The organism is Pseudomonas sp. AC016, assembly GCF_979253365.1.
The window spans coordinates 409,702-433,290 of sequence record NZ_CEEDCC010000001.1 but is presented as its reverse complement, the minus strand read 5'-3'; the positions used below and the strand labels follow the sequence as shown (position 1 = coordinate 433,290).

The window sequence follows — 23,589 nt, the reverse complement described above, 5'->3', positions numbered from 1 at the left end:
TGAGAAATGAGAGTCTTTTTCACGGGTTTACGGCAAACTCTACGGTTTTGATCCAACCGTCAGGGATTTTTCATGAATCGGACGTCTGTTATCGATGAGCAACGGTTCCGCAAACTGCTGGGACGTAACGTCGGCCTGCCTTTGGGCGTCGGCGTTTTAAGCGCAGTTTTCTTTATTCTGTTGATCAGCTATCTGCTGTCGGCCATTCAATGGGTCGAGCATACGGATAGGGTCATCAACAACACCAATCGCTCGATGAAGCTGTCCATCGATATGGAAACCGGCATGCGCGGTTTTCTGCTGACCGGTGATCAACATTTCCTCGACCCCTATGAAGTGGCCAAGCCTCTGCTGACGGCGGAACTTCAAGGGCTTCAGGCATTGGTGGAAGACAATCCGACTCAGCTGGATCGTTTTCGCCGCCTGCTCACCCTGCAGGAAGAGTGGAATGCCTTTGCCCTTGAAATGATCAAGCTGCGCCGCGAAAACGGCGATTATCAGACGCCAGTCCTCGCCGGACGGGGCAAACGCATCACCGACCAGATCCGTACCGAATACGATCAGGCCGTGGAGATGGAGCAGCAACTGCGCCTGACCCGCAACGCCGAGGTCACCCGCAGTACGGTGATGTCTGTCGCGCTGTATCTGGTTTTCGTGATTATCGTCAGCGGCATCCTGGCGTGGGTCGGTCGTCGTGACCTGATGGCGCTGTCCGACACTTACAGCGAGAACCTCAGGCAGCAGGAAATCAATGCTGAACGCTTGCAGAAGGTGGCGTGGCTGCGTAACGGGCAAAGCGAGCTGGCCGAACACGTGCTGGGGCAACTGACCCTGAGCATGCTGGGCCGCAATATCCTTCAGTTTCTGGCCCGCTATCTGGGGGCTTCGGTGGCGGCGGTCTACGTACGTCAGGAACACGGCGGTCTGACCCGCATCGCCTCTTACGGGTTTTCCCGCGAACAGGAAGAGCGTGATCAGACCATTCATAGCGATGAGGGTATTGTTGGTCAGGCGGCACGACAGGATCGTGTCATCACTCTGAAAGACGTGCCCGTCGATTACTTCAAGGTCAGCTCCGGCCTGGGCGACGGCTCGCCACGCAGCGTGATCGTTGTACCGACCAGCAATGACGACCAGGTCAACGGCGTGATCGAGCTGGGTTTCCTGCACGCGCTGACCGAACAGGACGTCGAGTTCCTTGAACTGATCTCCGACAACATTGGCACCTCCATCGAGGCGGCGCGTTATCGCCAGCGTCTGCAGGAAGTGCTGGCCGAGACGCAACAGCTCAACGAAGAGTTGCAGGTGCAGCAGGAAGAGCTGCGCACGGCCAACGAGGAGCTTGAGGAGCAGTCTCGAATCCTGAAGGAATCTCAGGCGCACCTCGAAACCCAGCAGGCCGAGCTTGAACAGACCAACGAACAACTGGCCGAGCAGGGCCAGGCGCTGGCCGATCAGCGCGACGCGCTGGATCGCAACAATGAAGAGCTGAATCAGGCACAGGTCGAATTGCAGGCCCGCGCCGATGAGTTGCAACGCTCCAGCAAATACAAGTCCGAGTTCCTGGCCAACATGTCCCATGAGCTGCGCACGCCGCTCAACAGTTCGCTGATTCTGGCCAAGCTGCTAGCCGAGAACCCGACCGAGAATCTGACTGCCGAGCAGGTCAAATTCGCCGAGTCGATCTATTCGGCGGGCAATGACCTGTTGAATCTGATCAACGACATTCTGGACATCTCCAAGGTCGAGGCCGGCAAGCTGGAAGTGCGGCCGGAAAACAGCAGCGTGTCGCGTCTGGTGGAGGGTTTGCGTGGCCTGTTCCAGCCACTGGCGACCGAGAAGCGTCTGCAGTTCACGGTCGAAATGCAGGCCGGTGCCCCGACCATGCTGTACACCGACCGGCAGCGACTGGAGCAGATTCTCAAGAACCTGCTGTCCAACGCCATCAAGTTCACCGAAACCGGCACCGTGAGCATGATCGTGTCGCGTCAACCAGGTTCAGGCATTGCCTTCACCGTCCGTGACTCTGGCATCGGCATCGCTGAAGAACATCAGCAGAGCATCTTCGAAGCGTTCCGTCAGGCGGACGGCACGACCAACCGTCGCTACGGCGGCACCGGGCTGGGCCTGTCGATCTCCCGTGACCTGGCCGCACTGCTGGGCGGTTCGATCAGCGTGACCAGTGCGCCGGGGCAGGGCAGCATCTTCACGCTGGTGTTGCCAGAGCAGTACGTCGAGCAATCCACCGAGGCGCAAGGCGCGAACATCGCTGCCGTGGTGTCGACGCCGGTCATGCCGGCGCCAGTCATTACCAAGCCTGTTGTCGAGCCGGTTGTCGTGCGGGACGAGGCTATTCCGGTCTTCGACGATGACCGTGAGAAGGCACCGTTCGACAAACGCTGCATTCTGGTCATCGAAGATGAAGTGCGGTTCGCGCAGATCCTGTTCGATCTCGCTCACGAGCTGGGCTACTACTGCCTGGTCGCCCATGCGGCCGATGACGGCTTCAATCTGGCCGCGCGCTTCACGCCGGACGCGATTCTGCTGGACATGCGCCTGCCGGATCACTCGGGCCTGACGGTTCTGCAGCGCCTCAAGGAGCTGGCGCCTACCCGGCACATTCCGGTGCACGTGATCTCGGTCGAAGACCGTCAGGAAGCGGCCTTGCACATGGGTGCTATTGGTTATGCGGTCAAGCCCACGACCCGCGAAGAACTCAAGGACGTGTTCGCCAAGCTGGAAGCCAAACTGACCCAGAAGGTCAAGCGCATCCTGTTGGTCGAAGACGATGCCTTGCAGCGTGACAGCATTGCGCGTCTGATCGGCGATGACGACATCGAGATCACGGCGGTAGGTTTCGCTCAGGAAGCGCTGGATCTGCTGCGCGACAATATCTACGACTGCATGATCATCGACCTCAAACTGCCTGACATGCTCGGTGACGAGTTGTTGAAGCGCATGTCCACCGAAGAAATCTGCTCGTTCCCGCCGGTGATTGTCTACACCGGGCGCAACATGACCCGTGACGAAGAAGCCGAGCTGATGAAGTATTCGCGCTCGATCATCATCAAGGGTGCGCGCTCGCCGGAACGCCTGCTCGACGAAGTGACGCTGTTCCTGCACAAGGTCGAATCCCAGCTTTCCAATGAGCGTCAGAAGATGCTCAAGACCGCCCGCAGCCGTGACAAGGTGTTCGAGGCGCGCAAGATTCTGGTGGTGGATGACGATGTGCGTAACATCTTTGCGCTGACCAGTGCACTCGAGCACAAGGGCGCGGTGGTCGAGATCGCGCGTAACGGGCTTGAGGCAATTGCAAAACTCAATGAAGTCGAAGACATCGATCTGGTGCTGATGGACGTGATGATGCCGGAGATGGATGGCTACGAAGCCACCATCGAGATCCGCAAGGACCCGCGCTGGCGCAAGCTGCCGATCATTGCGGTGACGGCCAAGGCGATGAAGGACGACCAGGAGCGTTGTCTGCAGGCGGGCTCGAACGACTATCTGGCCAAGCCCATCGACCTGGATCGACTGTTCTCGTTGATTCGCGTGTGGCTGCCAAAAATGGAACGTATTTGAATGCGCACGGCCAAACCGGTCTTCGTTCACACTTTCGGGTTCGTCCATGCACCTTGATCGCAATGCCGAGATCGAGTTGAGGCTGCTCATCGAGGCGATCTACCTCAAGTACAGCTACGACTTTCGGGATTATTCCGGCGCTTCGGTCAAGCGCCGTGTGGCGCACGCGTTGCGCCAGTTCGATTGCAGCACGATCTCCGCGCTTCAGGAGCGGGTGCTGCACGACCCGGCTGCGTTCATGCAGTTGCTGCAGATCCTCACCATTCCCGTGAGCGAGATGTTTCGTGATCCGTCGCACTTCCTGGCGATTCGTCAGGAAGTCGTGCCGCTGCTACGCACCTATCCTTCCATCAAGGTGTGGATCGCCGGCTGCAGCACGGGTGAGGAAGTGTATTCAATGGCGATCCTGCTACGCGAGGAAGGGCTGCTGGAGCGTACAATTATCTACGCCACCGACATCAATCCCAGCTCGCTTGAGAAAGCCAAGCAGGGCATCTTCTCGATGGAAAACCTGCGCGCCTATACCGAGAACTATCGCAAGTCCGGTGGGCTGCGGGATTTCACCGAGTACTACACATCGGCCTACGATTACGCGATCTTCGACAAAACACTGCGTGAAAACGTGACCTTTGCCGATCACAGTCTGGCGACAGATAGTGTATTCTCCGAGACCCAGTTCATTTCCTGCCGTAACGTGTTGATTTACTTCAATAAAAAACTGCAGGATAGGGCCTTTGGGTTGTTTCATGACTCGCTCTGTCACCGGGGTTTCCTGGCGCTGGGCAGCAAGGAAACGCTCGAGTTTTCGGCCTATGGCACTGCGTTCGAGACGCTGGTCAAGCCTGAGCGGATTTACCGTAAATCATGAAGACGACGTTTGCCGGGGCTTCAGCCGACGACGTTCTGCCGGTGGTGGATGCGATCGTGGTCGGTGCTTCGGCAGGTGGCGTCGAAGCGCTGCTGAGAATTTTCAGTTGCCTGCGACCGGGGTTTGGTTTGCCGATCCTTGTGGTGCTGCATTTGCCCGATGATCGTCGCAGTCAGCTGGCGCATGTGTTCCAGAGTCGCCTGCCGTTTCCGGTGAAGGAAGCCGACGACAAGGAAACCATCAGGCCTGGCACGTTGTATTTTGCGCCGTCGGGTTATCACCTCTCTGTCGAGACTGACCGTACGTTGTCATTGAGTCAGGAAGACCGGGTTTTCTATTCAAGACCGAGCATCGACATTCTGTTCGACTCGGCCTCTGACGCCTACGGTGAGCGCCTGGCGGGCGTGCTACTGACCGGTGCCAACAATGACGGAGCGCAGGGATTGCTGCAAATCAAGCATTATAAAGGTTTCACGGTTATTCAGGACCCGCGGCAGGCCCAGGCGAGTACCATGCCCGAGGCCGCACTGGCGCTGCATTCGCCGGACTACCTTCTGTCTTTGAACGAAATCGGCCTGTTGCTGGCCGAGCTGGAACGAATCGCATGCTAAATGAAGTCCAGGCAAAACTGCTGATCGTCGACGATCTGCCGGAGAACCTGCTGGCCCTCGAAGCGCTGATCAAGCGTGAGGACCGGCTGGTGTTCAAGGCGCTGTCGGCCGACGAGGCGTTGTCGCTCCTGCTGCAGCATGAGTTCGCGCTGGCCATCCTTGATGTGCAAATGCCGGGCATGAATGGCTTCGAGCTGGCCGAGCTGATGCGCAGCACCGAGAAGACCAAGAGCATCCCCATCGTGTTCGTCAGCGCTGCGGGTCGCGAGCTCAATTACGCGTTCAAGGGCTATGAGAGCGGCGCGGTGGACTTCCTGCACAAGCCGCTGGACATCCATGCGGTGAAGAGCAAGGTCAACGTATTCGTCGATCTGTTCCGGCAGCGCAAGGCCATGAAGATGCAGGTCGAGGAGCTTGAGCGCAGCCGCCATGAGCAGGAAGCGCTGCTCAAGCGCCTGCAATCCACTCAGGGTGAGCTCGAGCACGCGATACGCATGCGCGATGACTTCATGTCGATTGTCTCCCACGAAGTGCGCACGCCGCTCAATGGCCTGATTCTCGAAACGCAGTTGCGCAAGCTGCACCTGGCCAAGGGCAACATGTCGGCATTCACCCTCGACAAGCTGCGGGCCATGGTCGAGCGCGACGAGCGTCAGATTCAGAGCCTGATACGGCTGATCGAGGACATGCTGGACGTGTCGCGCATTCGAACAGGCAAGCTGTCGATCCGGCCCAGCCCGTTCGATCTGTGCGAGTTGGTGACTCAACTGCTGGAAAATTTCTCGGCCCAGATCGCGGCGGCGAACTCGAGCGTCACACTGGTCGCCGAAGAACCGGTTATTGGTGTCTGGGACGAGTTCAGGATTGAACAGGTGGTTGCCAACCTGCTGACCAATGCGCTGCGCTATGGCGCTCGCAAGCCCATCGAGGTCCGCGTTTACAGCGAAGCGGGGCAGGCGAGTGTCGAGGTTCGCGATCAGGGCATCGGGATCACTCCTGAAAACCAGAAGCGCATCTTCCAGCAGTTTGAACGTGTCTCGGCCAACCATGCAGTCGCCGGACTCGGTCTCGGTCTGTTCATCTCGGAACAGATCGTCATGGCCCATGGCGGCCGGATCGAAGTGGAAAGCGAAGAGGGCAAGGGTTCGGTTTTCCGCGTCTGCCTGCCCCAATAACCGGGCAGTCGTCAAAAACAGATGGCATTACGGAATTATCGTATTTCCGTCGCAACCTCCGCAGCGCGCCGTGGTCGTATTGGCAGCTATCTATAAGATCAAAGGCAGTTCAATGAGCGCTGATGCAGAAAACGTCGTACTTATCGTCGAAGATGAACCCCTGATCCTGATGTTGCTGGCTGATTACCTGTCGGGCGTGGGCTATCGCGTCCTGCAGGCCGAGAACGGTGAGCAGGCGTTCGAGATTCTCGCCACCAAACCGCACCTGGACCTGATGATCACCGACTATCGCCTGCCTGGCGGTATTTCGGGCGTGCAGATTGCAGAGCCCGCCGTGAAATTGCGACCGGAATTGAAGGTCATTTTCATCAGCGGTTATCCCGCCGAAATCATTGATTCCGGCAGCCCGATTGCGGCCAAGGCACCTATCCTGGCCAAGCCGTTCACCATGGAAACGCTTCAGTCGCAGATCCAGGATTTGCTGGCCTGATTGTTTGCCAAAATCCGTTTCCGCCCGGAGGCGTAGGAGCTCTCGTAGGTTACGACGGCAGCGATGGGCTGCGCAGTGGCCCCAGGTTGCATCTGACACACCGCTTGCGTCGGTTTTGCTGCCGGTTCCCGGCAGATCGCGGGCAAGCGCGCTCCTACAGTTCGGTGTTTGCTGCGCTACAGCGCTCCGTCAAGATGCGGTGAGCATTCCCACAGTCTGGTTTCTGCTGCGCGATGGCGAGAGAGGTCCGGGAGTCTGGATGGTGCGCAACAGAGGACTATCGGGCTTGAGCTTTCTCAAGCCTCAATCATTTCCCGCACCTTGGACGTCAGGTGATCAAACGCGAAGGGTTTGGTGATCAGTTGCATGCCGGTGTCCAGAAATCCTGAACGTGCAGCGGCATGCTCGGCGTAACCGGTGATGAACAACACCTTGAGTTCCGGTCGCAGTTGCCTTGCGATTTCCGCGAGCTGACGACCGTTCATGCCGGGAAGCCCGACATCGCTGATCAAGAGGTCGATCCGCTGCCCTGACTCCAGTATCGGCACTGCGGACAGAGAATCACCGGCCTCGATGAAGGCGTACCCCAGTTCACTGAGTACCTCGCTGACCAGCGCCCTGACGGCCGGGTCGTCTTCCACGATCAGTACGGTTTCGCCATCTTTGGCGTACACCGCATTGCTCTGGAAGCTTTGTTCGTCCTCGTCCTGATTGCCGTTGAAGCGCGGCAGGAACAGTTCCACGGTGGTGCCGCGACCGACTTCGCTCTTGATCGCCACATGGCCGTGAGACTGCTTGCTGAAGCCGTAGATCATGGAAAGCCCAAGGCCTGTGCCCTGACCGATGGGTTTGGTCGTGAAAAACGGGTCGAATGCGCGACTGATGACCGCTTCCGGCATGCCGCAGCCGTTGTCGGTGATGCTCAGGACGACGTAGTCGCCGGGCAGCAGGTTTTCATGAGCGTTGGTAAAGGACTTGTCCAGTTGACGGTTGTAAGTCTCTACCGTCAGCAGTCCGCCATCAGGCATCGCGTCGCGGGCATTGAGTACCAGGTTGAGGAGGGCGTTCTCCAACTGGTTGGGGTCTGCCTCCGCGGTCCAAAGATCGCTCGCCAGCTGCATTTCCAGCTTGATGCTCTCGTTGACGCTGCGCTGAATCAGCTCGCCCATGGCGTTGATCAGGTGGTTCATCTCTACTGGCTTGGAGTCCAGCGACTGACGGCGGGAGAACGCCAGCAGACGATGGGTGAGGGCGGCTGCGCGGTTGGCTGAGGTCACACCCAGATCGATCAGATTATCCAGGCCCTCGGTACGCCCGCGTGCCAGGCGTCGCCTGATCAGCTCGAGACTGCCGATGATGCCGGTCAGCATGTTGTTGAAGTCGTGGGCAATGCCTCCGGTCAACTGGCCGACGGCTTCCATCTTTTGCGACTGGCGAAGCACCTCTTCCTTGTGGCGTAACTGCGAGGTGCGCTCTTCGACCTGCTGTTCCAGCGTTTCATTGAGGCGACGCAGCTGGGATTCGGCCTGTTTACGCTCGGTGATGTCGGAGGTCACGCCGACCAGCGAGCTGACGCGGCCATTTTTGTCGCGGATGGCGCGTGCCCGCACGTCAATCCAGTTGAGCGACCCGTCCGGCCAGACATTTCGGTATTCAATGATGAAATCAACGCCGGTATCCAGGCTGCGCTGCAGCGCTGACTGCATGCGCGGCTGGTCTTCAGGATAAACGACGCCCAGCCAGTCTTCGTACGTGAAAGCCTGATGCTCTTCACGGCCATAATGACCTCGGGTGATCGCAGAGCAGGTGAGTTGCAGTCGCTCGGACTCCAGCTCCCACGAGCCGAGACGTCCGGCCTTGAGTGCATTTTGCAGACGTTTTTCGCTTTCCAGCAGGTCTTCCAGGCGTGCACGCGCTTCGTACTGACGTCGTCGCCCGCGTACCGCAGTCGCCACCAGGCTGACCAGCGTGACGGGATGGAAGGGGCGTTCAAGGAACGTGACATTACCCAGCAGGCTGCCCATGCGCGCCGACGGATTCTGTTCAGGGCCGCCGTGGTGAGTCAGCAGCACAATGGGCAAGTCCGACCAGGCGGGCTGCTGACCCAGCAGGTCGAGCAGCGGCGTGATATCAACGGTACGCAACGCTTCGTCGGCAACAATTGCAAGGCCGGCACCGGTTTCCAATTCCGCGACCAGCTCATTGAGGTCGCGAGCAACGATTGCCGGGTAACCGGCTTCCTTGAGAATCATCAGGGCAATCTGGCTGTCCCGTCCACGGGGCGCCAGAATGATTGCCCGTTCTGAAAGTTGCCCCGTAATACTCACAAGTCTTCGTCCGTCAACAGCGGTTTGCTCTCGCCCAGATAGGTAGGAACGCCACGCAATACGCCCTGGAAGGCTTCCAGCGGTGCACCGATCTTCAAGCCCTTGCTACTGATCCGGTATTCACGAATGGTCGATTCGTGCGTGCCGGTACGTTTCTTGATAATCGAAATGGCCCGGCGTACCTGGCCCAGCGCTTCGAAATAACGCAGCAGAATGACGCTGTCGGCCAGATAGGTGATGTCGACCGGCGAACGCATGTCGCCGACCAGTCCGTGCTGCGCGACGGTCATGAACGTTGAGGCGCCGCGGCGGTTCAGATAGAGCAGCAGTTCATGCATATGCAGAACCAGTGCGTTTTCTTCAGGCATGGACGCCTGATACCCATTGATACTGTCGATGACGACGGTCTTGATCTGCTTTTGATCGACTGCGCGCCTGACGCGATGGGAGAACTCGCCGGGCGACAGTTCGGCAGCGTCGATCTGCTCGATCAGCATGTTGCCGGTTTCCTGCAGTGCACGCAGATCGATGCCGATCTTCAGCATGCGCTCGAACAGCAGCCCCATCTCTTCGTCAAAGATGAACAGCCCGACTCGCTCGCCCCGTGCAACTGCCTGAGCCGCAAAAACCATCGAGATAAGTGACTTGCCGGTGCCCGCAGGACCGAGAATCAACGTGCTGGAACCGCCTTCGATGCCGCCGCCCAGCAGATCGTCGAGCTCCTGAATGCCGCTGCTGAACTGAGCGCGCGAATAGTCTGATCGATGCTCGGCAGCCACCAGCCTGGGAAAGACGTGGATTCCATCCTCGGCAATATTGAAGTCATGGAAGCCGCCACGGTACTTCTGGCCACGGTACTTGACGATCTTCAGGCGCCTGCGTTCTGCGCCATAGGCAGGTGTCAATGATTCGAGCCGAATGACACCGTGAGCCACGCTGTGCACGGTCTTGTCCAGCGCTTCGGTGGTCAGGTCATCCAGCAGCACGACGGTGGCGTCGTAGCGAGCAAAGTAGTGTTTGATCGCCAGGATCTGACGGCGATAGCGCAACGAGCTTTGCGCCAGCAGGCGAATTTCCGAAAGGCTGTCGATGACCACGCGGGTCGGCTTGACGCGTTCGACCACTTCGAAAATCTGCCGTGTCGCTTCGCCCAGCTCCAGGTCGGATGAGTACAGCAGGCTCTGATGATGGTCTGCGTCCAGCAGGCTTTCCGGCGGCGTCAGCTCAAAAATCTTGATGTGCTCATCCAGCTCCCAGCCGTGGGAACGCGCGCCGTCGCGCAGCTCCCGTTCGGTTTCGGAAAGCGTGATATACAGCGAAGTTTCGCCCGCTTGGGCGCCTGCCAGCAGGAACTGCAGCGCTACGGTTGTCTTGCCGGTTCCGGGTTCTCCTTCGAGAAGGAAAACGTGACAGCGTGAAAGACCTCCCGAGAGGATGTCGTCCAGACCTTCAATGCCGGTTGCCGCTTTTGACGTATTCAAGTATCGCCCTCTGATGACTGACGGAGCAGTAGTAGTGTCACCCATTACTGGACATCATGGCACTGCGACGGTTCAGACTATTTGGTGGCCCGCCTGGCCTGCGCCCTTGCCACAAGGGCATATGGGTCCGGCAAATGTCACAACAGTCGCCTGACAGCAGTCGTGACTGGATTGTTATAGTCCAACCATAGAAATTCACCTGCCCGAGGATCATGCCGTGCGTGATTACCAAACCTTTCTGGTTGAACTGAATGACAACATTGCCCATGTGCAGATCAATCGTGCTGACAAGATCAACGCCATGAGTGAGGCGTTCTGGACCGAGATCATCGAGATTTTTCAGTGGATCGAGCGTGAGGATGAGGTACGGGTGGTGGTGCTCAGCGGCGCGGGTAAACATTTTTCGTCCGGTATCGACCTGAAGATGCTCGCGTCGGTCGCCGGCCAGCTCGGCAAGGATGCCGGGCGTAATGCGCGGGTGCTCAGGCGCACGATCCTGGACATGCAGGCCTCGTTCACTGCCGTGGACACGTGTCGCAAGCCAGTTCTTGCGGCGATTCAGGGCTACTGTCTGGGCGGCGCAATCGATCTGGTGTCGGCGTGCGACATGCGCTACGCCGCCGCCGATGTGCAATTTTCGATTCGCGAAATCGACATGGGCATGGCGGCCGATGTCGGCACCCTGCAACGCCTGCCCCGAATCATCCCGGACGGCATCATGCGCGAGCTGGCCTACACGGGGCGTATGGTCGAAGCCGATGAGGCGCTGCGTATCGGCCTCATCAACCAGTGCTTTACCGATAAAGCAGCGTTGCTTGACGGCGTGATGGCCATCGCTCGACAGATTGCCGAAAAATCGCCGATTGCCATTGAAGGCACCAAGCAGATGATCGGCTACATGCGTGACCACAGCGTGGACGATGGTCTTGAGCACGTTGCTATCTGGAACGCTGCCATGTTGCAATCAGCGGACCTGAAGCTGGCAATGGTTGCCCAGATGAGCAAGCAGAAGCCAGTTTTCGACAATTGAAGCGGTAGCACGCTTGCGTTCGAACAGAGGAGTTTTTCCATGACGCGCCCGGAGCGTTGGACGACCGCAGTACTGGATATCGAGGCCAGTGGCGGTTGGGCCGTGGTCCATGGTGACCAGGGATTTCTGCTGGACAGCAACGGGGTGATGTTCCCCAGAGCCTGGCTAAAGGGGCTGGACCTGCCGGTACAGAGCGAGCACGGCATCGGTCATTTCGACGGCGAGGCTGTCTATCTGCTGGTGCTTGAGCGGTCGGTAGCGGTCGAGGGCTGTTCGTGGCAGGGCCTGCGGCAGTTCATGCTGGAGGGTGACTTTGCCATCTTCGAAATGCTGGGTTACGCAGCGCAGATCAGCACCTGGGCCCGGGAGCACCGTTTCTGCGGGGCCTGTGGCCGTCCGACGGTGCAGGTGCCCGGCGAGCGCGCCATGTACTGCGAACATGACAACCTGCGGCTCTATCCGCGCATTTCACCTTCCATGATCGTGCTGATCACCCGCGGCGACGAGATCCTGCTGGCACGGTCGCCGCGCTTTGTGACGGGCGTTTACAGTACGCTGGCGGGGTTCGTCGAGCCCGGCGAGTCAGCCGAGGACTGTGTGCGTCGTGAGGTGATGGAAGAGGTGCAGGTGCGCATCAAAAACCTCAAATACATGGGCAGCCAGTGCTGGCCGTTTCCACATTCGATGATGCTGGGCTTCCATGCTGAATACGACAGTGGTGAGATTGTGCCCCAGGCCGACGAAATCGAGGACGCACGCTGGTTCCGGATCGATGACCTGCCACCCCTGCCAGCCAATCGTTCCATTGCGCGGTATCTGATCGAGGCCTATCTGGCCGAGCGATCAGGCGCCCCCGAACCAGTGTTGCCAGGCTAGACGCACGGTCAGGCCCAGCACCACAGTGATGAACACAGGGCGGATGAACTTCGCACCGCCCTTGATCGCCGTGCCAGCGCCGAAATAGGCGCCGAGCATCACCGCCAAGCCCATGCACAGGCCGATCACGTAATCCACCTGGCCCGAGAACATGAACACCGACAGCGCCACCGCATTGCTGACGAAGTTCATGCTGCGCGCCACGCCGCTGGCCTTGACCAGATCGACCGGATAGATCAGCAGGGTGCTGACCGTCCAGAAAGCACCGGTTCCAGGGCCTGCGACGCCGTCGTAGAAGCCCAGGCCCAACCCCTGCGGCAGCTGCCATTTCTTCTTGATCGGGGCATCGCTGTCCAGCGGCGCCTTGGGTGTGCCGCCAAACAGCAGGTACAGGCCGCAGCCGAACACAATCACCGGCAGCATCTGATTGAGCCATTCGGCAGGCAGATAATGAGCAATCACTGCGCCGATTGCCGCGCCGACAGCCGTGCCGACAATGGCGTGAACCCACTGTTTCGGATCGAACAGCTTGCGCCGGTAGAACGTAAAGCTGGCAGTCGCCGAGCCGAACGTCGAACTGAGTTTGTTGGTGCCCAGTACCAGATGAGGCGGCAGGCCCGCTGTCATCAGGGCTGGGGTGGTCAGCAGTCCGCCGCCGCCTGCAATGGCGTCGATGAATCCGGCAATAAAGGCAACCGCCGCCAGAATGGCGAGGGTGGTCAGGTCGACGCTGAGTTCGAAAGGCATGGAGGGCGGCTTATGGCAGAAGGGCAGGATGGCGGCGCATTCTAACCCTTTGCCGAATGTTGCAGGAAGCCTGTCAGATATCCGCGAGCGCGATCCAGCGTTGCTGCTCGGCGGCGAGGCGAATGGCCGCCGCCAGGCGTTCGATCTGCCAGGCTTCCTCGAAGTCCGGGCCACGGTTGCCTTCGCCGCACATCGACAGGATCAGCGCTTGGACCTCCAGCGCCTTGAGTTCGTTGTACCCCAGCTGGTGACCCGGCGCAGGGCAGAACGCGGCATAACCGGGCAGTGAAGGGCCAGCCAGCAGTCGCTGGAAGCCATCCCGGCCGGGCGCTCCGGAGCGGTACAGACGCAGCTCATTGAGACGCTCCTGATCGAACGCCAGTGTGCCTTTGGTCCCGCTGATTTCGAAGCTGAGATGATTCTTGTAGCCGTGCTTGAGCCAGCTGCTGCTGAAGGTGCCGCGTGCGCCATTGGCGAAGCGCAGCAGGGCATGGGTCTGATCGTCGACGGCAATGTCGCGCAGTTCGGTGCTGCCCGCGCTGGCAGGGCGTTGACGGTGAACGGTGCTGACATCGGCACATACCGCTTCGACATCGCCCAGCAGGTAGCGCGCCATGGCCAGCAGGTGGCTGCCCAGATCGGCCAGGGCTCCGCCTGCGTGCGCGGCTTCGCAGCGCCACGACCAGGGTGATTGCGCGTTGCCCATGAAGTCTTCACTGAATTCGCCCTGGAAGCTGACGATTTCGCCCAGTTCGCCAGCCTCGATCATTTCCCGGGCCAGGCCAATCATGGGGTTATGCTGGTAGTTGTAACCCACCTGGGTCACGACGCCTGCGGCTCTGGCGCTGCGCCGCATCTGATCGGCCTGTGCCAGGCTCACTGCCAATGGCTTTTCGCAGTACACCGCTTTGCCTGCGGCAATGGCCGCCATGGCCATCGGGAAATGCAGGTGATTGGGCGTGGTGATCGCCACGATCTGTACGCTCGGATCATCGATCAATTGCTGCCAGTCGGCATGGCTGCGATCAAAACCCCAGGCCTGCGCACACTGCTCGGCGCGTACGCTGTCGGCATCGGCCAGCGCGGCGAGGCGAATGCGTGCGGGAAGATCAAGGGCCGCGTTGGCGTTACCGAATGCCAGCGCGTGAGCACGGCCCATGAAACCGGTACCGATAAGACCGATACCGTATTCCGGAAGGGTGGAAGAAGTGGTTTCCCGCATGACAGTCTCCAGAAAGGATTGTTGTTATGCGGAAAATATATTCCAAATAATTAATTAATGGAAAATATAATTCATATTTTGGCTTTGAGGTGACCTTGGTGCTGGCTGATCAGGACAGGAAACCGCCGTCTACGTTCAGCGCGACCCCTGTGGTGTAGCTGGAAGCCTCGCTGGCAAGGTACAAGACGGCTCCTGCCATCTCGCTGGGCGCTGCCACGCGCTTGAGCGGTATCTGCGCCAGCGCCATGTTCAGGATTGCGTCGTTCTTGACCAGTGCCGAGGCGAATTTGGTGTCGGTCAGGCCGGGCAGCAGGGCGTTGCAGCGGATGCCGAAGCCCGCGCATTCCTTGGCGAATACTTTGGTCATGTTGATCACTGCAGCCTTGGTCATCGAATAGACGCCCTGGAACGCGCCAGGTGATACCGCGTTGATCGACGCCACGTTGATGATGCTGCCGCCGCCGGTCTCGCGCATCAGCTTGCCGGCTTCCACCGACATGAAGAAATAGCCGCGAATGTTCACGTCCACGGTTTTCTGGAACGCGCTGAGGTCGGTGTCCAGCACGTTGCAGAATTGCGGGTTGGTGGCGGCATTGTTGACCAGAATGTCCAGGCGCCCGAACTGTTCCCGAATCTGCGCGAAGACGCTGCCGATCTGTTCCATTTCGCCGATATGACACGCGATTGCAGTGGCCTTGCCGCCGTCTGCAATGATTGCGTCGGCGATGGCCTGACATCCGTCGATTTTGCGACTGGACACAATGACATGGGCGCCTTGCTGGGCCAGCAGGCGGGCAATGGCCTCACCGATCCCGCGACTGGCGCCGGAAACGAAAGCGATCTTGCCGTCGAGGTCGAAGAGTTGGGTTCTGGACATGTCTTTTCCTTGTTCTGATGTCATCAAAGGCTGGATTTGGCAATTACATTGAGGCTCATCTGCTCCAGCAGCCTGTTCATGTGAATGAACTGTGCGAAGCGTTTGTCTTGCGTCTGGCCGTGATAGAACCGGTAATAGATCTGCTGCACGATACCGGCCAGACGAAACAGGCCGTAGGTGTAATAGAAATCGAAGTTGTCGATCCGCACGCCGGCGCGTTCCGCGTAGTAATCCACGAATTGCTGGCGGGTCAACATGCCGGGCGCATGACTGGGCTGACGACGCATCAGTTGCACGGGCGCCGGGTCATCGGCCTGAATCCAGTAAGCGAGGGTGTTGCCCAGGTCCATCAGCGGATCGCCCAGGGTGGTCAGCTCCCAGTCCAGCACGCCGATGATGTGCATCGGGTTTTCCGGGTCGAGAATCACGTTATCGAAGCGGTAGTCGTTGTGCACGATGCTGGCAACCGGTGAGTCGGCTGGCATCTTCGCAGCCAGCCAGGCCTTGACCTGATCCCACGCGGGCGCGTCGGGGGTGATGGCTTTCTCGTAGCGTTCGCTCCAGCCCAGGATCTGCCGCTGTACATAGCCATGGGGCTTGCCCAGATCACCCAGGCCACAGGCCTGATAATCGACCCGGTGCAGGTCCACCAGCTTGTCGATGAAGCTCTTGCAAAGGTCCTCGGTCTGCCTTGCGTCCAGACCCAGCGCGGGTGGCAGGTCCGAACGCAGGATGATGCCCTGGACACGTTCCATCACATAGAACTCGGACCCGATGACCGATTCGTCGGTGCAGTGCAGGTAAGCCTGTGGGCAGTAGGGAAACGCGTCCTTGAGTTGATTGAGGATACGGTACTCGCGGCCCATGTCGTGGGCCGAGCGCGCCTTGTGCCCGAAGGGCGGCCGACGCAGCACCAGTTCCCGTTCGGGGTACTGGATCAGGTAGGTGAGATTCGAGGCGCCGCCCGGAAACTGACTGATCAGCGGCGTGCCATGCAGCTCCGGAAGATGGTTTTTGAGATACGGATCGATGAGGGCGACGTCAAGTTCTTCGCCGCTACGGATGTCCGTGGACTGGTCGGTCAGCGCCATGCTTATCCCTTCTGCTTATTATGGTCAGCCAGAAACATTGACTAATCTAATGATAGGCGAGCCCGCGAACAACTGCCGGACCGCTTTATAGGCTAGCGTGTTGCCGGTCAATCAGCGGCCTTGATCACTGGACATGAACGGTCAGGCGAAAAAAAACCGAAGCCTGTCGGCTTCGGTTTCTTCGGATGCATCAAGCGTTGTCCTGGATTTATACCGGAAACAGCTCGCTCAGCTTCATCGCCAGCATCATGTCGCCTTCAGCGCGCAGCTTGCCGCCCATGAAAGCCTGCATGCCGTCGGTTTCGCCGCTGACGATACCTTTGAGCGTTGCGCTGTCCATCACCAGCGTGACGTTGGCATCAGGGTTCTCGCCTTCCTGCAGGTCGCAAGTGCTGTCCTTGACGATCAGTGCGTAGTACTTGTCTTCGTCGGTGATATGGAAACCGAAGACCAGGTCCAGGCCTGCAGCGGCGCTTGGGTTGAACTTGGCTTGCATGGTTTTCACGGCGTCAGCTGTTGAGGTCATGTCTTGATCCTTTTATGGGGTCTGATTTTGGTGATTTCTGGCGCCCGACGAGCGCGCTTTTGGCCAGCTCAGCGATAGGTGATGAGCTCCGGCGCCTTCAGCAGTTGCAGGTGCGTATAACCGTTGAAGGAAGCCAGGGTCACTTCACTGCCTCTGAATCCGAGTTTGTGCAACGAAGTGTTGACGATGTGCCAGTTGAGTTCGAATGCCTGCTGCGCAGGCATGCCTGTAATCAGATGCAGCAGCGCGGTAATGGTGCCGCCGGAGGTGAACACGGCGATGCGCTCATTGGGCGCTGCGTTCTGGACGATCCGGTCCAGCCCGGCCTTTACCCTTGCGACGAAACCCAGCCAGCTCTGCAGGCCGAGGGTGTCGTGCTGACCACCGATCCAGCGACCGATAATCAGTGAAAACAGGCGCTGAAATTCGGCGCGATTGTTGGCGGCATCCCGCAGGATATCCAGCGCCTTAGGTTCTTGCGACAGCATGGCGGGGATCAGGGCACGCATGACGCCTTCGGCATCGAACTCGTCGAAAGCACTGTCGATTTCAAGCTCGGGCACATTCAGACCGGCTTCGCCGAACTGGGCCAGTGCATTGAGCGCGGTGTCTTTCTGACGACGCAGGTCGCCGGAGATGCAACGATCGAAGCTGATACCCAGATCCACAAGGTGTGCGCCGACAATCTGCGCCTGACGAATGCCCACAGGCGACAGGACGTCGTAATCGTCTGCACCAAATGAGGCCTGGCCATGTCGTATCAGGTAGATGCTGCCCACGTCCGGTTCGTCTCGGTACGTTGAAGGTCTGGCGAGGTTATGAGGGATGCCGGGGAGCTGTCAATAAAAAAACATACGCTCGTTTGAAATCATCGTTTTAATGGCTTGTAACCCTTGCCGCTGGTGATCGTGAGGGGGCGTCGGTATGCTGGCGACATCGCGGCCCTTGATTGGTAAGGGCGCAATGCAAGTGAGGATTATCCGTGGAGTTCGTTGTCGATTACGCCAGTTTTCTGGCCAAGACAGTCACGCTGGTGGTTGCCATCATCGTGGTGCTGGTCGCCATTGCGTCCATGCGTGGCAAGGGACGTCGCAAAACCGCCGGACAATTGCAGGTCACGCGCCTCAATGACTTCTACAAAGGTCTGCGCGAGCGTCTGGAGCAGTCGCTGCTGGGCAAGGATCGCCTCAAGGCGCTTCGCAAGGAGCAGGCCAGGGCGCTGAAGAAAGAGAAGAAGGACAAGGTCGAAGAGAAGGCCCGCGTCTACGTGCTGGACTTCGATGGGGATATCAAGGCCTCTGCCACCGAAAGCATGCGCCACGAGATCACGGCACTGCTGACGCTGGCCACCGGCAAGGACGAAGTGGTCCTGCGTCTGGAAAGCGGCGGCGGTATGGTTCACAGCTACGGTCTCGCGTCTTCGCAACTGGCGCGTATCCGTCAGGCAGGCATTCCGCTGACCATATGCATCGACAAGGTGGCCGCCAGCGGCGGTTACATGATGGCGTGCATCGGCAACAAGATTATCAGCGCACCGTTTGCGATTCTCGGGTCTATTGGCGTTGTCGCTCAATTGCCCAACGTCAACCGTCTGCTGAAGAAACACGACATCGACTTTGAAGTGCTGACCGCGGGTGAATACAAACGCACGCTGACGGTGTTTGGCGAAAACACCGAGAAGGGCCGCGAGAAGTTTCAGCAGGACCTGGACATCACGCACGACCTGTTCAAGAACTTCGTCGCCAGTTACCGTCCTCAGTTGTCGATCGATGAAGTCGCGACCGGCGAAGTCTGGCTGGGCATGGCTGCGCTGGACAAGCAACTGGTAGATGAACTCAAGACCAGTGACGAGTACCTGGCCGAACGTGCCAAGGATGCCGATGTGTTCCATCTGCACTATGTACAACGCAAGAGCCTGCAGGAACGCATGGGGATGGCAGCGGCGGCGTCGGCAGATGGCTTGATCGCCAAGTGGTGGGGACGACTGACGCAGCAGCGGTTCTGGTAATCGTCGCTTCTCCGGTCAGAGCGATGGGCACGATCAGTAGAGATCCTCACATGGATCGTTCCTACGCTCCGCGCTCATCGTTCTACACAAGTCCGCCTCAACACTGATCGTGCCCATCGCTCCGCGTGGGCATGCCTCCCGTGACGCTCCGCGTCACACATGGCACAGACTGCGGACTCAGTGAGCCGAGCGCATGGCTTCAGTCACCTTTTCGCCCCTCGGCGACTCACTTTGACGGAGCAAAGTAAGCAAACTCCTTCGCTCCGGTTGCGGCCCCGGCTTCGCCGGGGTTCCTTCGTCCTGACACTGATTCGGGGGTCGCTGCAAATGGGCCATCCATGGCCCAGTGCAGCTCAATCGGCATCCATGCCGATTGCCCCCCGAATCAGCGCCAGGACTCAGCCTTCACCCAGTCGCAATCGATGGTGTTCGCACCACCGCGTCAAAAAAGCACGGCAGCGCTGCTGCCTTATTTGAGAGCAGGATTATTTGTGTATAACGACGAGCGCTGCGCGTGGGAATGCAGCCCAGAACGCTCCGCGTCCGCTTCTGGGTGCAGTGCAGAACCGAGGCACGAACCCTTTGCAAGCCACAACAAAAAGCCCGGACCTTCAATGAAGGCCCGGGCTTTTTGATTTCAGCAAATAAAAGCAATCAGCGGCGACGGAACAGAGGCAGTGGCTCGTCAGTTGCGGCCTGGTAGGTCACTGAGAAGTCCTTGAGGCCTTCCAGCGCTTCGTACGGGTCCTTGTCGGGACGTATGGCAAAGGCGTCGAAGCCGCAGCGGCGCATGTAGAACAACTGGTCGCGCAGCACGTCGCCGATGGCACGCAGCTCACCCTTGTAACCATAGCGGTCACGCAGCAGGCGCGCGTTGGAGAAGTTGCGCCCGTCGGTGAACGCCGGGAAGTTCAGGGCGATGACCTGGAACTGCTCGACGTCAGCGCCGATTTCCTCGGCTTCTTCGTCACTGTCCAGCCACACACCCAGACCGCCATCACGCGCCTTGAGCGCATGACCATGTTCGCGCCACAGCGCCAACGGTACGATCAGGTCGTCACAGTTGGACAGGCTGTCGAAGGTCGTGTCCTTGGGCAGCAGGTGCCAGGTCTCGTCGATGACTTCGTTGTTCTTAATGATTCGCTGCATAGACGCGCTCCTTGAAAGGGTCAATGCCAATACGCTGATAGGTGTCGATGAAACGCTCGTCTTCGTTGCGTTTCTCGACATACACGTCGATCAGCTTCTCGATGACATCCGGCATGGCGTCCTGAGCGAAGGACGGGCCGAGGATCTTGCCCAGGCTGGCATCGCGGCTGGCGCTGCCACCCAGCGAAACCTGATAGAACTCTTCACCTTTCTTGTCCACGCCCAGAATGCCGATATGGCCGACGTGGTGGTGACCGCAGGCGTTCATGCAGCCGGAAATGTTCAGGTCCAGTTCGCCGATGTCGAACAGGTAGTCCAGATCATCGAAACGACGCTGGATCGATTCTGCAATCGGGATCGACTTGGCGTTGGCCAGCGAGCAGAAGTCGCCGCCAGGGCAGCAGATGATGTCGGTCAACAGGCCGATGTTCGGCGTGGCAAAGCCGTTTTCGCGCAGTTCGTTCCACAGCGTGAACAGTTCGGTCTGTTCGACGTCCGCCAGAATGATGTTCTGCTCATGGGACGTACGCAGCTCGCCGAAGCTGTAGCGATCGGCCAGGTCGGCGATGGCGTCCAGCTGCTTGTCGGTCACGTCACCCGGTGCAACACCGGTCGGCTTGAGCGACAGGGTCACGGCAACATAACCCTGCTTCTTGTGTGCGAACACGTTGCGCTGGCGCCAGCGAGCGAAGCCAGGGTGCTGGGCATCCAGCGCGGCCAGTTCGGCGTGCTGGTCGGCCAGAGCCTTGTATTGCGGGTCGATGAAGTGCTTCGAAACGCGCTCGACCTCGGCTTCGGTCAGTGTGGTCTGGCCGCCGCGCAGGTGAGTCATTTCCGCTTCGACTTTCTCGGCGAACACTTCAGGGGTCAGCGCCTTGACCAGAATCTTGATCCGCGCCTTGTACTTGTTGTCACGACGGCCATAGCGGTTGTACACACGCAGGATGGCGTCGAGGTAGCTCAACAGGTCCTGCCACGGCAGGAATTCATTGATGAAGGCACCGACCACCGGCGTACGGCCCAGACCGCCGCCGACCAGCACGCGGAACCCCAGCTCGCCGGCTTCGTTGCGCAGCGGCTCAAGGCCGATGTCATGCACTTCGATGGCCGCGCGGTCGCCGCTCGAACCGTTGATCGCGATCTTGAACTTACGCGGCAGGTAAGCGAATTCCGGGTGGAAAGTGGTCCATTGACGAACGATCTCGCACCAAGGACGCGGATCGACCAGCTCGTCTGCCGCGACACCGGCAAACTGATCGGTGGTCACGTTGCGCAGGCAGTTGCCGCTGGTCTGAATGGCGTGCATCTGCACGGTGGCCAGTTCAGCCAGAATGTCCGGCACATCTTCCAGCGCCGGCCAGTTGAATTGCACGTTCTGGCGGGTACTGATGTGGGCGTAACCCTTGTCGAAATCGCGGGCGATCTTCGCCATCATGCGCGCCTGGCGCGAGGTCAACTGGCCGTAAGGAACGGCCACACGCAGCATCGGGGCGAAACGCTGGACATAAAGACCGTTTTGCAGGCGCAACGGTCGAAACTCTTCCTCGCTCAGTTCCCCGGCCAGGTAGCGTCGGGTCTGATCCCGGAACTGCTTGACGCGGTCCTCGATGATCCTCTGATCGTAATCGTCGTATACGTACATATAGGTCCTGTTCTCAGGCTTCGTAATGAAGCAGGGCCGCTGCGGTCGATTGCAGGCAGCCACTGCGTCATCTGATCAATTCTGCGCGCACGGTCGCGCACTCCCTACGGAGCGGAGGCGACGATAGCAGTTTGCAGATATCGATAAAAGTGATGTTTATATATATGAAAATCACTAAAAGCGATAAGCATTGAAGGGTTTGAACATACCCTTGCTTGCCGTGTGGGCAACTGTCGACTTAACTGACGGTTATCACTGTCTGAAGAGCCTGCTTCAGTCCTTTCATATGCAATCACCCATAAGACCGACAAGAGGCGATGCGATGAGCAAGCACCCCAAAACGACCAAGCCCGACAGCTCTGTGGATGCCTGGGCCATTCTCTTTATTATCCTGCTGGCCGTAGGTGCCGCCGTGTTCTGGGTCAGCGGGCGATAGCAGCGCCCGGAGAATTTGCTGCACACGCTCCAGAATCCGACCTTTGCCGCCGATAGATCTGCCATAGCGCGATCAATTCTGCGGTTCAAGGTCTGGGTATATGAAGGTGTTCGTGGTTCGTCTGGCGGTCCTGATGGGCTGGCTGTGGGCGAGTTCGGCGTGGGCAGTCACGGTGGTGTTTATCAGTCCCGGCACGGAGAGCGACGGGTATTGGCGCAGCTATGTCCGGGTCATGCAATCGGCAGCCCGCACCACCGACATGACGCTGACGGTGCTGTATTCCGACAGAGACACCCGCAAGCTGCTCGCCATGGCGCGCGAAACGCTGCAGGGCAAGGCACGTCCCGATTATCTGCTGTTCTCCAACGAGCTCAACGTCGCCCCGGAGATTCTGCGTTTGTCGCTGGGCAGTGGGGTCAAACTGTTTGCTGTGAACAACACCCTCACGGCAGACCAGATTCGTATCATCGGCGACCTTCCCAGGCGTTATCCCGACTTTATCGGCAGTCTGGTCGGTAATGACGAAGAGGGCGGTTACCTGACTGCCAAACGCCTTATCAGTCTTTATCCGCGTCAGCCAGGAGGCGGGACGGTGGAGATGCTGGCGTTTTCCGGCACCAACACCACGCCCGTCTCGTTGTATCGCGAACAGGGTCTGCGTCGTGCGCTTGCCGAGCACCCTGAAGTCCATCTGCGTCAGATCGTGCTCAGTGGCTGGTTGCGATATCGGGCGCTCGAGCAGGCGCGGGTATTATTCAACCGTTATCCGGACATTCGTCTGGTCTGGTCTGCCAATGAACAAATGGCCTTCGGCGCCATGGACGCGTTGCGCGAGCGGGGCGGCCAGCCAGGCAGAGACGTTCTGTTCAGTGCGATCAATGGCACCTCCATGTCACTGCAGGCGCAGTTGGATGGGCGTCTCAGTGTCGTCGCAACCGGGCACTTTACCCTTGGCGGCTGGGCGATCATCCTGTTGCACCGCTATGACACCGCTCATCGACAGACTCACCTGCAGGCCGGGGCGAGGACCGTCGAGGTGCTGCATCTGGTTGAACGTCAGGATGCCCAGCGTTTTCTGGAGGCGACCCGGAACGAAGGCTACCGGCTCGACGTTCAGGCGTTCAACGTGAGCGCAACAGGTGAAGACTCGCCGTTTTCACTGAAAAACATGTTGCCGGATGCTCATTCCAGCGCCAGGTAAAGCACCAGTTGCACGATGCCAAACAGGATCGCAACGAAAATCACGGTGAACAACAACCCCAGCAGCAAAAAGTGCGCAGGCTTGCCGTAGGTGAAATCACGCTCGCGATTCTTGCCGCTCTGCACGCCAAACGCGGCTGCCAGAACGCTGTGCAGCATCTGCCTGAACGTGGGTGCCTTGTTTTTGGAAGCGTCGTCGGATGGTTCGTCCATAACACGCACCTGCCAATGCCTGTTCAGCTTAGCCAAGGCAG

20 protein-coding genes are annotated in these 23,589 nt (G+C 59.0%); 9 read left to right on the top strand and 11 right to left on the bottom strand.

Annotated features, from left to right (window positions below; translation table 11 throughout):
* The first annotated feature begins 72 nt into the window (after positions 1-72).
* The 5 genes from AC0IXS_RS01680 to AC0IXS_RS01660 all read left to right on the top strand — a co-directional run bounded on the left by AC0IXS_RS01680 (position 73) and on the right by AC0IXS_RS01660 (position 6,723).
* Complete coding sequence (locus AC0IXS_RS01680; RefSeq protein ID WP_449121562.1) at positions 73-3,579, top strand: response regulator; 3,507 nt, start codon at positions 73-75, stop codon at positions 3,577-3,579.
* Positions 3,580-3,625: 46 nt separating this feature from the next.
* Positions 3,626-4,447: a CheR family methyltransferase gene (locus AC0IXS_RS01675; protein ID WP_029242352.1), complete on the top strand. Its 822-nt coding sequence runs from the start codon at positions 3,626-3,628 to the stop codon at positions 4,445-4,447.
* Complete coding sequence (locus tag AC0IXS_RS01670) at positions 4,444-5,058, top strand: chemotaxis protein CheB (RefSeq protein WP_043306068.1); 615 nt, start codon at positions 4,444-4,446, stop codon at positions 5,056-5,058. Before AC0IXS_RS01675 ends, AC0IXS_RS01670 begins: the two co-directional genes overlap by 4 nt.
* Positions 5,052-6,233 (top strand): hybrid sensor histidine kinase/response regulator, encoded by a 1,182-nt coding sequence (locus AC0IXS_RS01665; RefSeq protein WP_122430999.1) that lies wholly within the window; start codon positions 5,052-5,054, stop codon positions 6,231-6,233. The genes AC0IXS_RS01670 and AC0IXS_RS01665 overlap by 7 nt, the downstream gene beginning before the upstream one ends.
* Before the next feature lie 112 nt (positions 6,234-6,345).
* A complete protein-coding gene (locus AC0IXS_RS01660; RefSeq protein WP_004884919.1) occupies positions 6,346-6,723 on the top strand; it encodes a response regulator in 378 nt (125 codons plus the stop codon).
* Between the two features lie 296 nt (positions 6,724-7,019).
* On the opposite strand, the gene AC0IXS_RS01655 is transcribed toward AC0IXS_RS01660, so the two are convergent.
* Both AC0IXS_RS01655 and AC0IXS_RS01650 read right to left on the bottom strand, forming a co-directional pair.
* Positions 7,020-9,050: a response regulator gene (locus AC0IXS_RS01655; protein ID WP_057408610.1), complete on the bottom strand. Its 2,031-nt coding sequence runs from the start codon at positions 9,048-9,050 to the stop codon at positions 7,020-7,022.
* Positions 9,047-10,531 (bottom strand): ATPase domain-containing protein, encoded by a 1,485-nt coding sequence (locus tag AC0IXS_RS01650; protein ID WP_057408611.1) that lies wholly within the window; start codon positions 10,529-10,531, stop codon positions 9,047-9,049. Before AC0IXS_RS01650 ends, AC0IXS_RS01655 begins: the two co-directional genes overlap by 4 nt.
* 217 nt (positions 10,532-10,748) lie before the next feature.
* Between AC0IXS_RS01650 and AC0IXS_RS01645 the strand changes: the two genes are divergently transcribed.
* On the top strand, positions 10,749-11,561 hold the full coding sequence (locus AC0IXS_RS01645; RefSeq protein ID WP_449116918.1) for a crotonase/enoyl-CoA hydratase family protein: 813 nt from the start codon (positions 10,749-10,751) through the stop codon (positions 11,559-11,561).
* Positions 11,562-11,600: 39 nt separating this feature from the next.
* Complete coding sequence (nudC, locus tag AC0IXS_RS01640) at positions 11,601-12,437, top strand: NAD(+) diphosphatase (RefSeq protein WP_025995698.1); 837 nt, start codon at positions 11,601-11,603, stop codon at positions 12,435-12,437.
* On the opposite strand, the gene AC0IXS_RS01635 is transcribed toward nudC, so the two are convergent.
* From AC0IXS_RS01635 to AC0IXS_RS01610, 6 genes are all read right to left on the bottom strand, one after another.
* Positions 12,405-13,184 (bottom strand): TSUP family transporter, encoded by a 780-nt coding sequence (locus AC0IXS_RS01635; protein WP_471823562.1) that lies wholly within the window; start codon positions 13,182-13,184, stop codon positions 12,405-12,407. The genes nudC and AC0IXS_RS01635 overlap by 33 nt on opposite strands.
* 73 nt (positions 13,185-13,257) lie before the next feature.
* Positions 13,258-14,406, bottom strand: coding sequence for a Gfo/Idh/MocA family protein (locus AC0IXS_RS01630; protein WP_471823560.1), 1,149 nt, complete (start codon positions 14,404-14,406; stop codon positions 13,258-13,260).
* Positions 14,407-14,515: 109 nt separating this feature from the next.
* Positions 14,516-15,283, bottom strand: a complete 768-nt coding sequence (locus AC0IXS_RS01625; protein ID WP_043306073.1) for an SDR family oxidoreductase — start codon at positions 15,281-15,283, stop codon at positions 14,516-14,518.
* Between the two features lie 23 nt (positions 15,284-15,306).
* The gene (locus tag AC0IXS_RS01620; protein ID WP_471823558.1) at positions 15,307-16,374 is read right to left on the bottom strand and encodes a phosphotransferase family protein; all 1,068 of its coding nucleotides are present in this window, start codon (positions 16,372-16,374) and stop codon (positions 15,307-15,309) included.
* Between the two features lie 208 nt (positions 16,375-16,582).
* On the bottom strand, positions 16,583-16,900 hold the full coding sequence (locus AC0IXS_RS01615) for an SCP2 sterol-binding domain-containing protein (RefSeq protein ID WP_029242343.1): 318 nt from the start codon (positions 16,898-16,900) through the stop codon (positions 16,583-16,585).
* A 68-nt stretch (positions 16,901-16,968) separates the two neighbouring features.
* The gene (locus AC0IXS_RS01610) at positions 16,969-17,679 is read right to left on the bottom strand and encodes a histidine phosphatase family protein (RefSeq protein WP_330536442.1); all 711 of its coding nucleotides are present in this window, start codon (positions 17,677-17,679) and stop codon (positions 16,969-16,971) included.
* Positions 17,680-17,882: 203 nt separating this feature from the next.
* On the opposite strand from AC0IXS_RS01610, the gene sohB reads away from it, so the two are divergent.
* The gene (gene sohB / locus AC0IXS_RS01605; protein ID WP_449125293.1) at positions 17,883-18,908 is read left to right on the top strand and encodes a protease SohB; all 1,026 of its coding nucleotides are present in this window, start codon (positions 17,883-17,885) and stop codon (positions 18,906-18,908) included.
* A gap of 654 nt (positions 18,909-19,562) precedes the next feature.
* Here sohB and AC0IXS_RS01600 read toward each other — a convergent pair.
* Positions 19,563-20,057, bottom strand: a complete 495-nt coding sequence (locus AC0IXS_RS01600) for a DUF934 domain-containing protein (protein ID WP_025995613.1) — start codon at positions 20,055-20,057, stop codon at positions 19,563-19,565.
* The gene (locus tag AC0IXS_RS01595) at positions 20,041-21,699 is read right to left on the bottom strand and encodes a nitrite/sulfite reductase (protein WP_057409134.1); all 1,659 of its coding nucleotides are present in this window, start codon (positions 21,697-21,699) and stop codon (positions 20,041-20,043) included. The genes AC0IXS_RS01600 and AC0IXS_RS01595 overlap by 17 nt, the downstream gene beginning before the upstream one ends.
* Before the next feature lie 536 nt (positions 21,700-22,235).
* Between AC0IXS_RS01595 and AC0IXS_RS01590 the strand changes: the two genes are divergently transcribed.
* Complete coding sequence (locus AC0IXS_RS01590; RefSeq protein WP_057409133.1) at positions 22,236-23,336, top strand: ABC transporter substrate-binding protein; 1,101 nt, start codon at positions 22,236-22,238, stop codon at positions 23,334-23,336.
* Here AC0IXS_RS01590 and AC0IXS_RS01585 read toward each other — a convergent pair.
* On the bottom strand, positions 23,318-23,548 hold the full coding sequence (locus tag AC0IXS_RS01585) for a DUF2970 domain-containing protein (RefSeq protein ID WP_004884972.1): 231 nt from the start codon (positions 23,546-23,548) through the stop codon (positions 23,318-23,320). The two genes, AC0IXS_RS01590 and AC0IXS_RS01585, sit on opposite strands and share 19 nt — an antisense overlap.
* Positions 23,549-23,589: the final 41 nt, after the last annotated feature.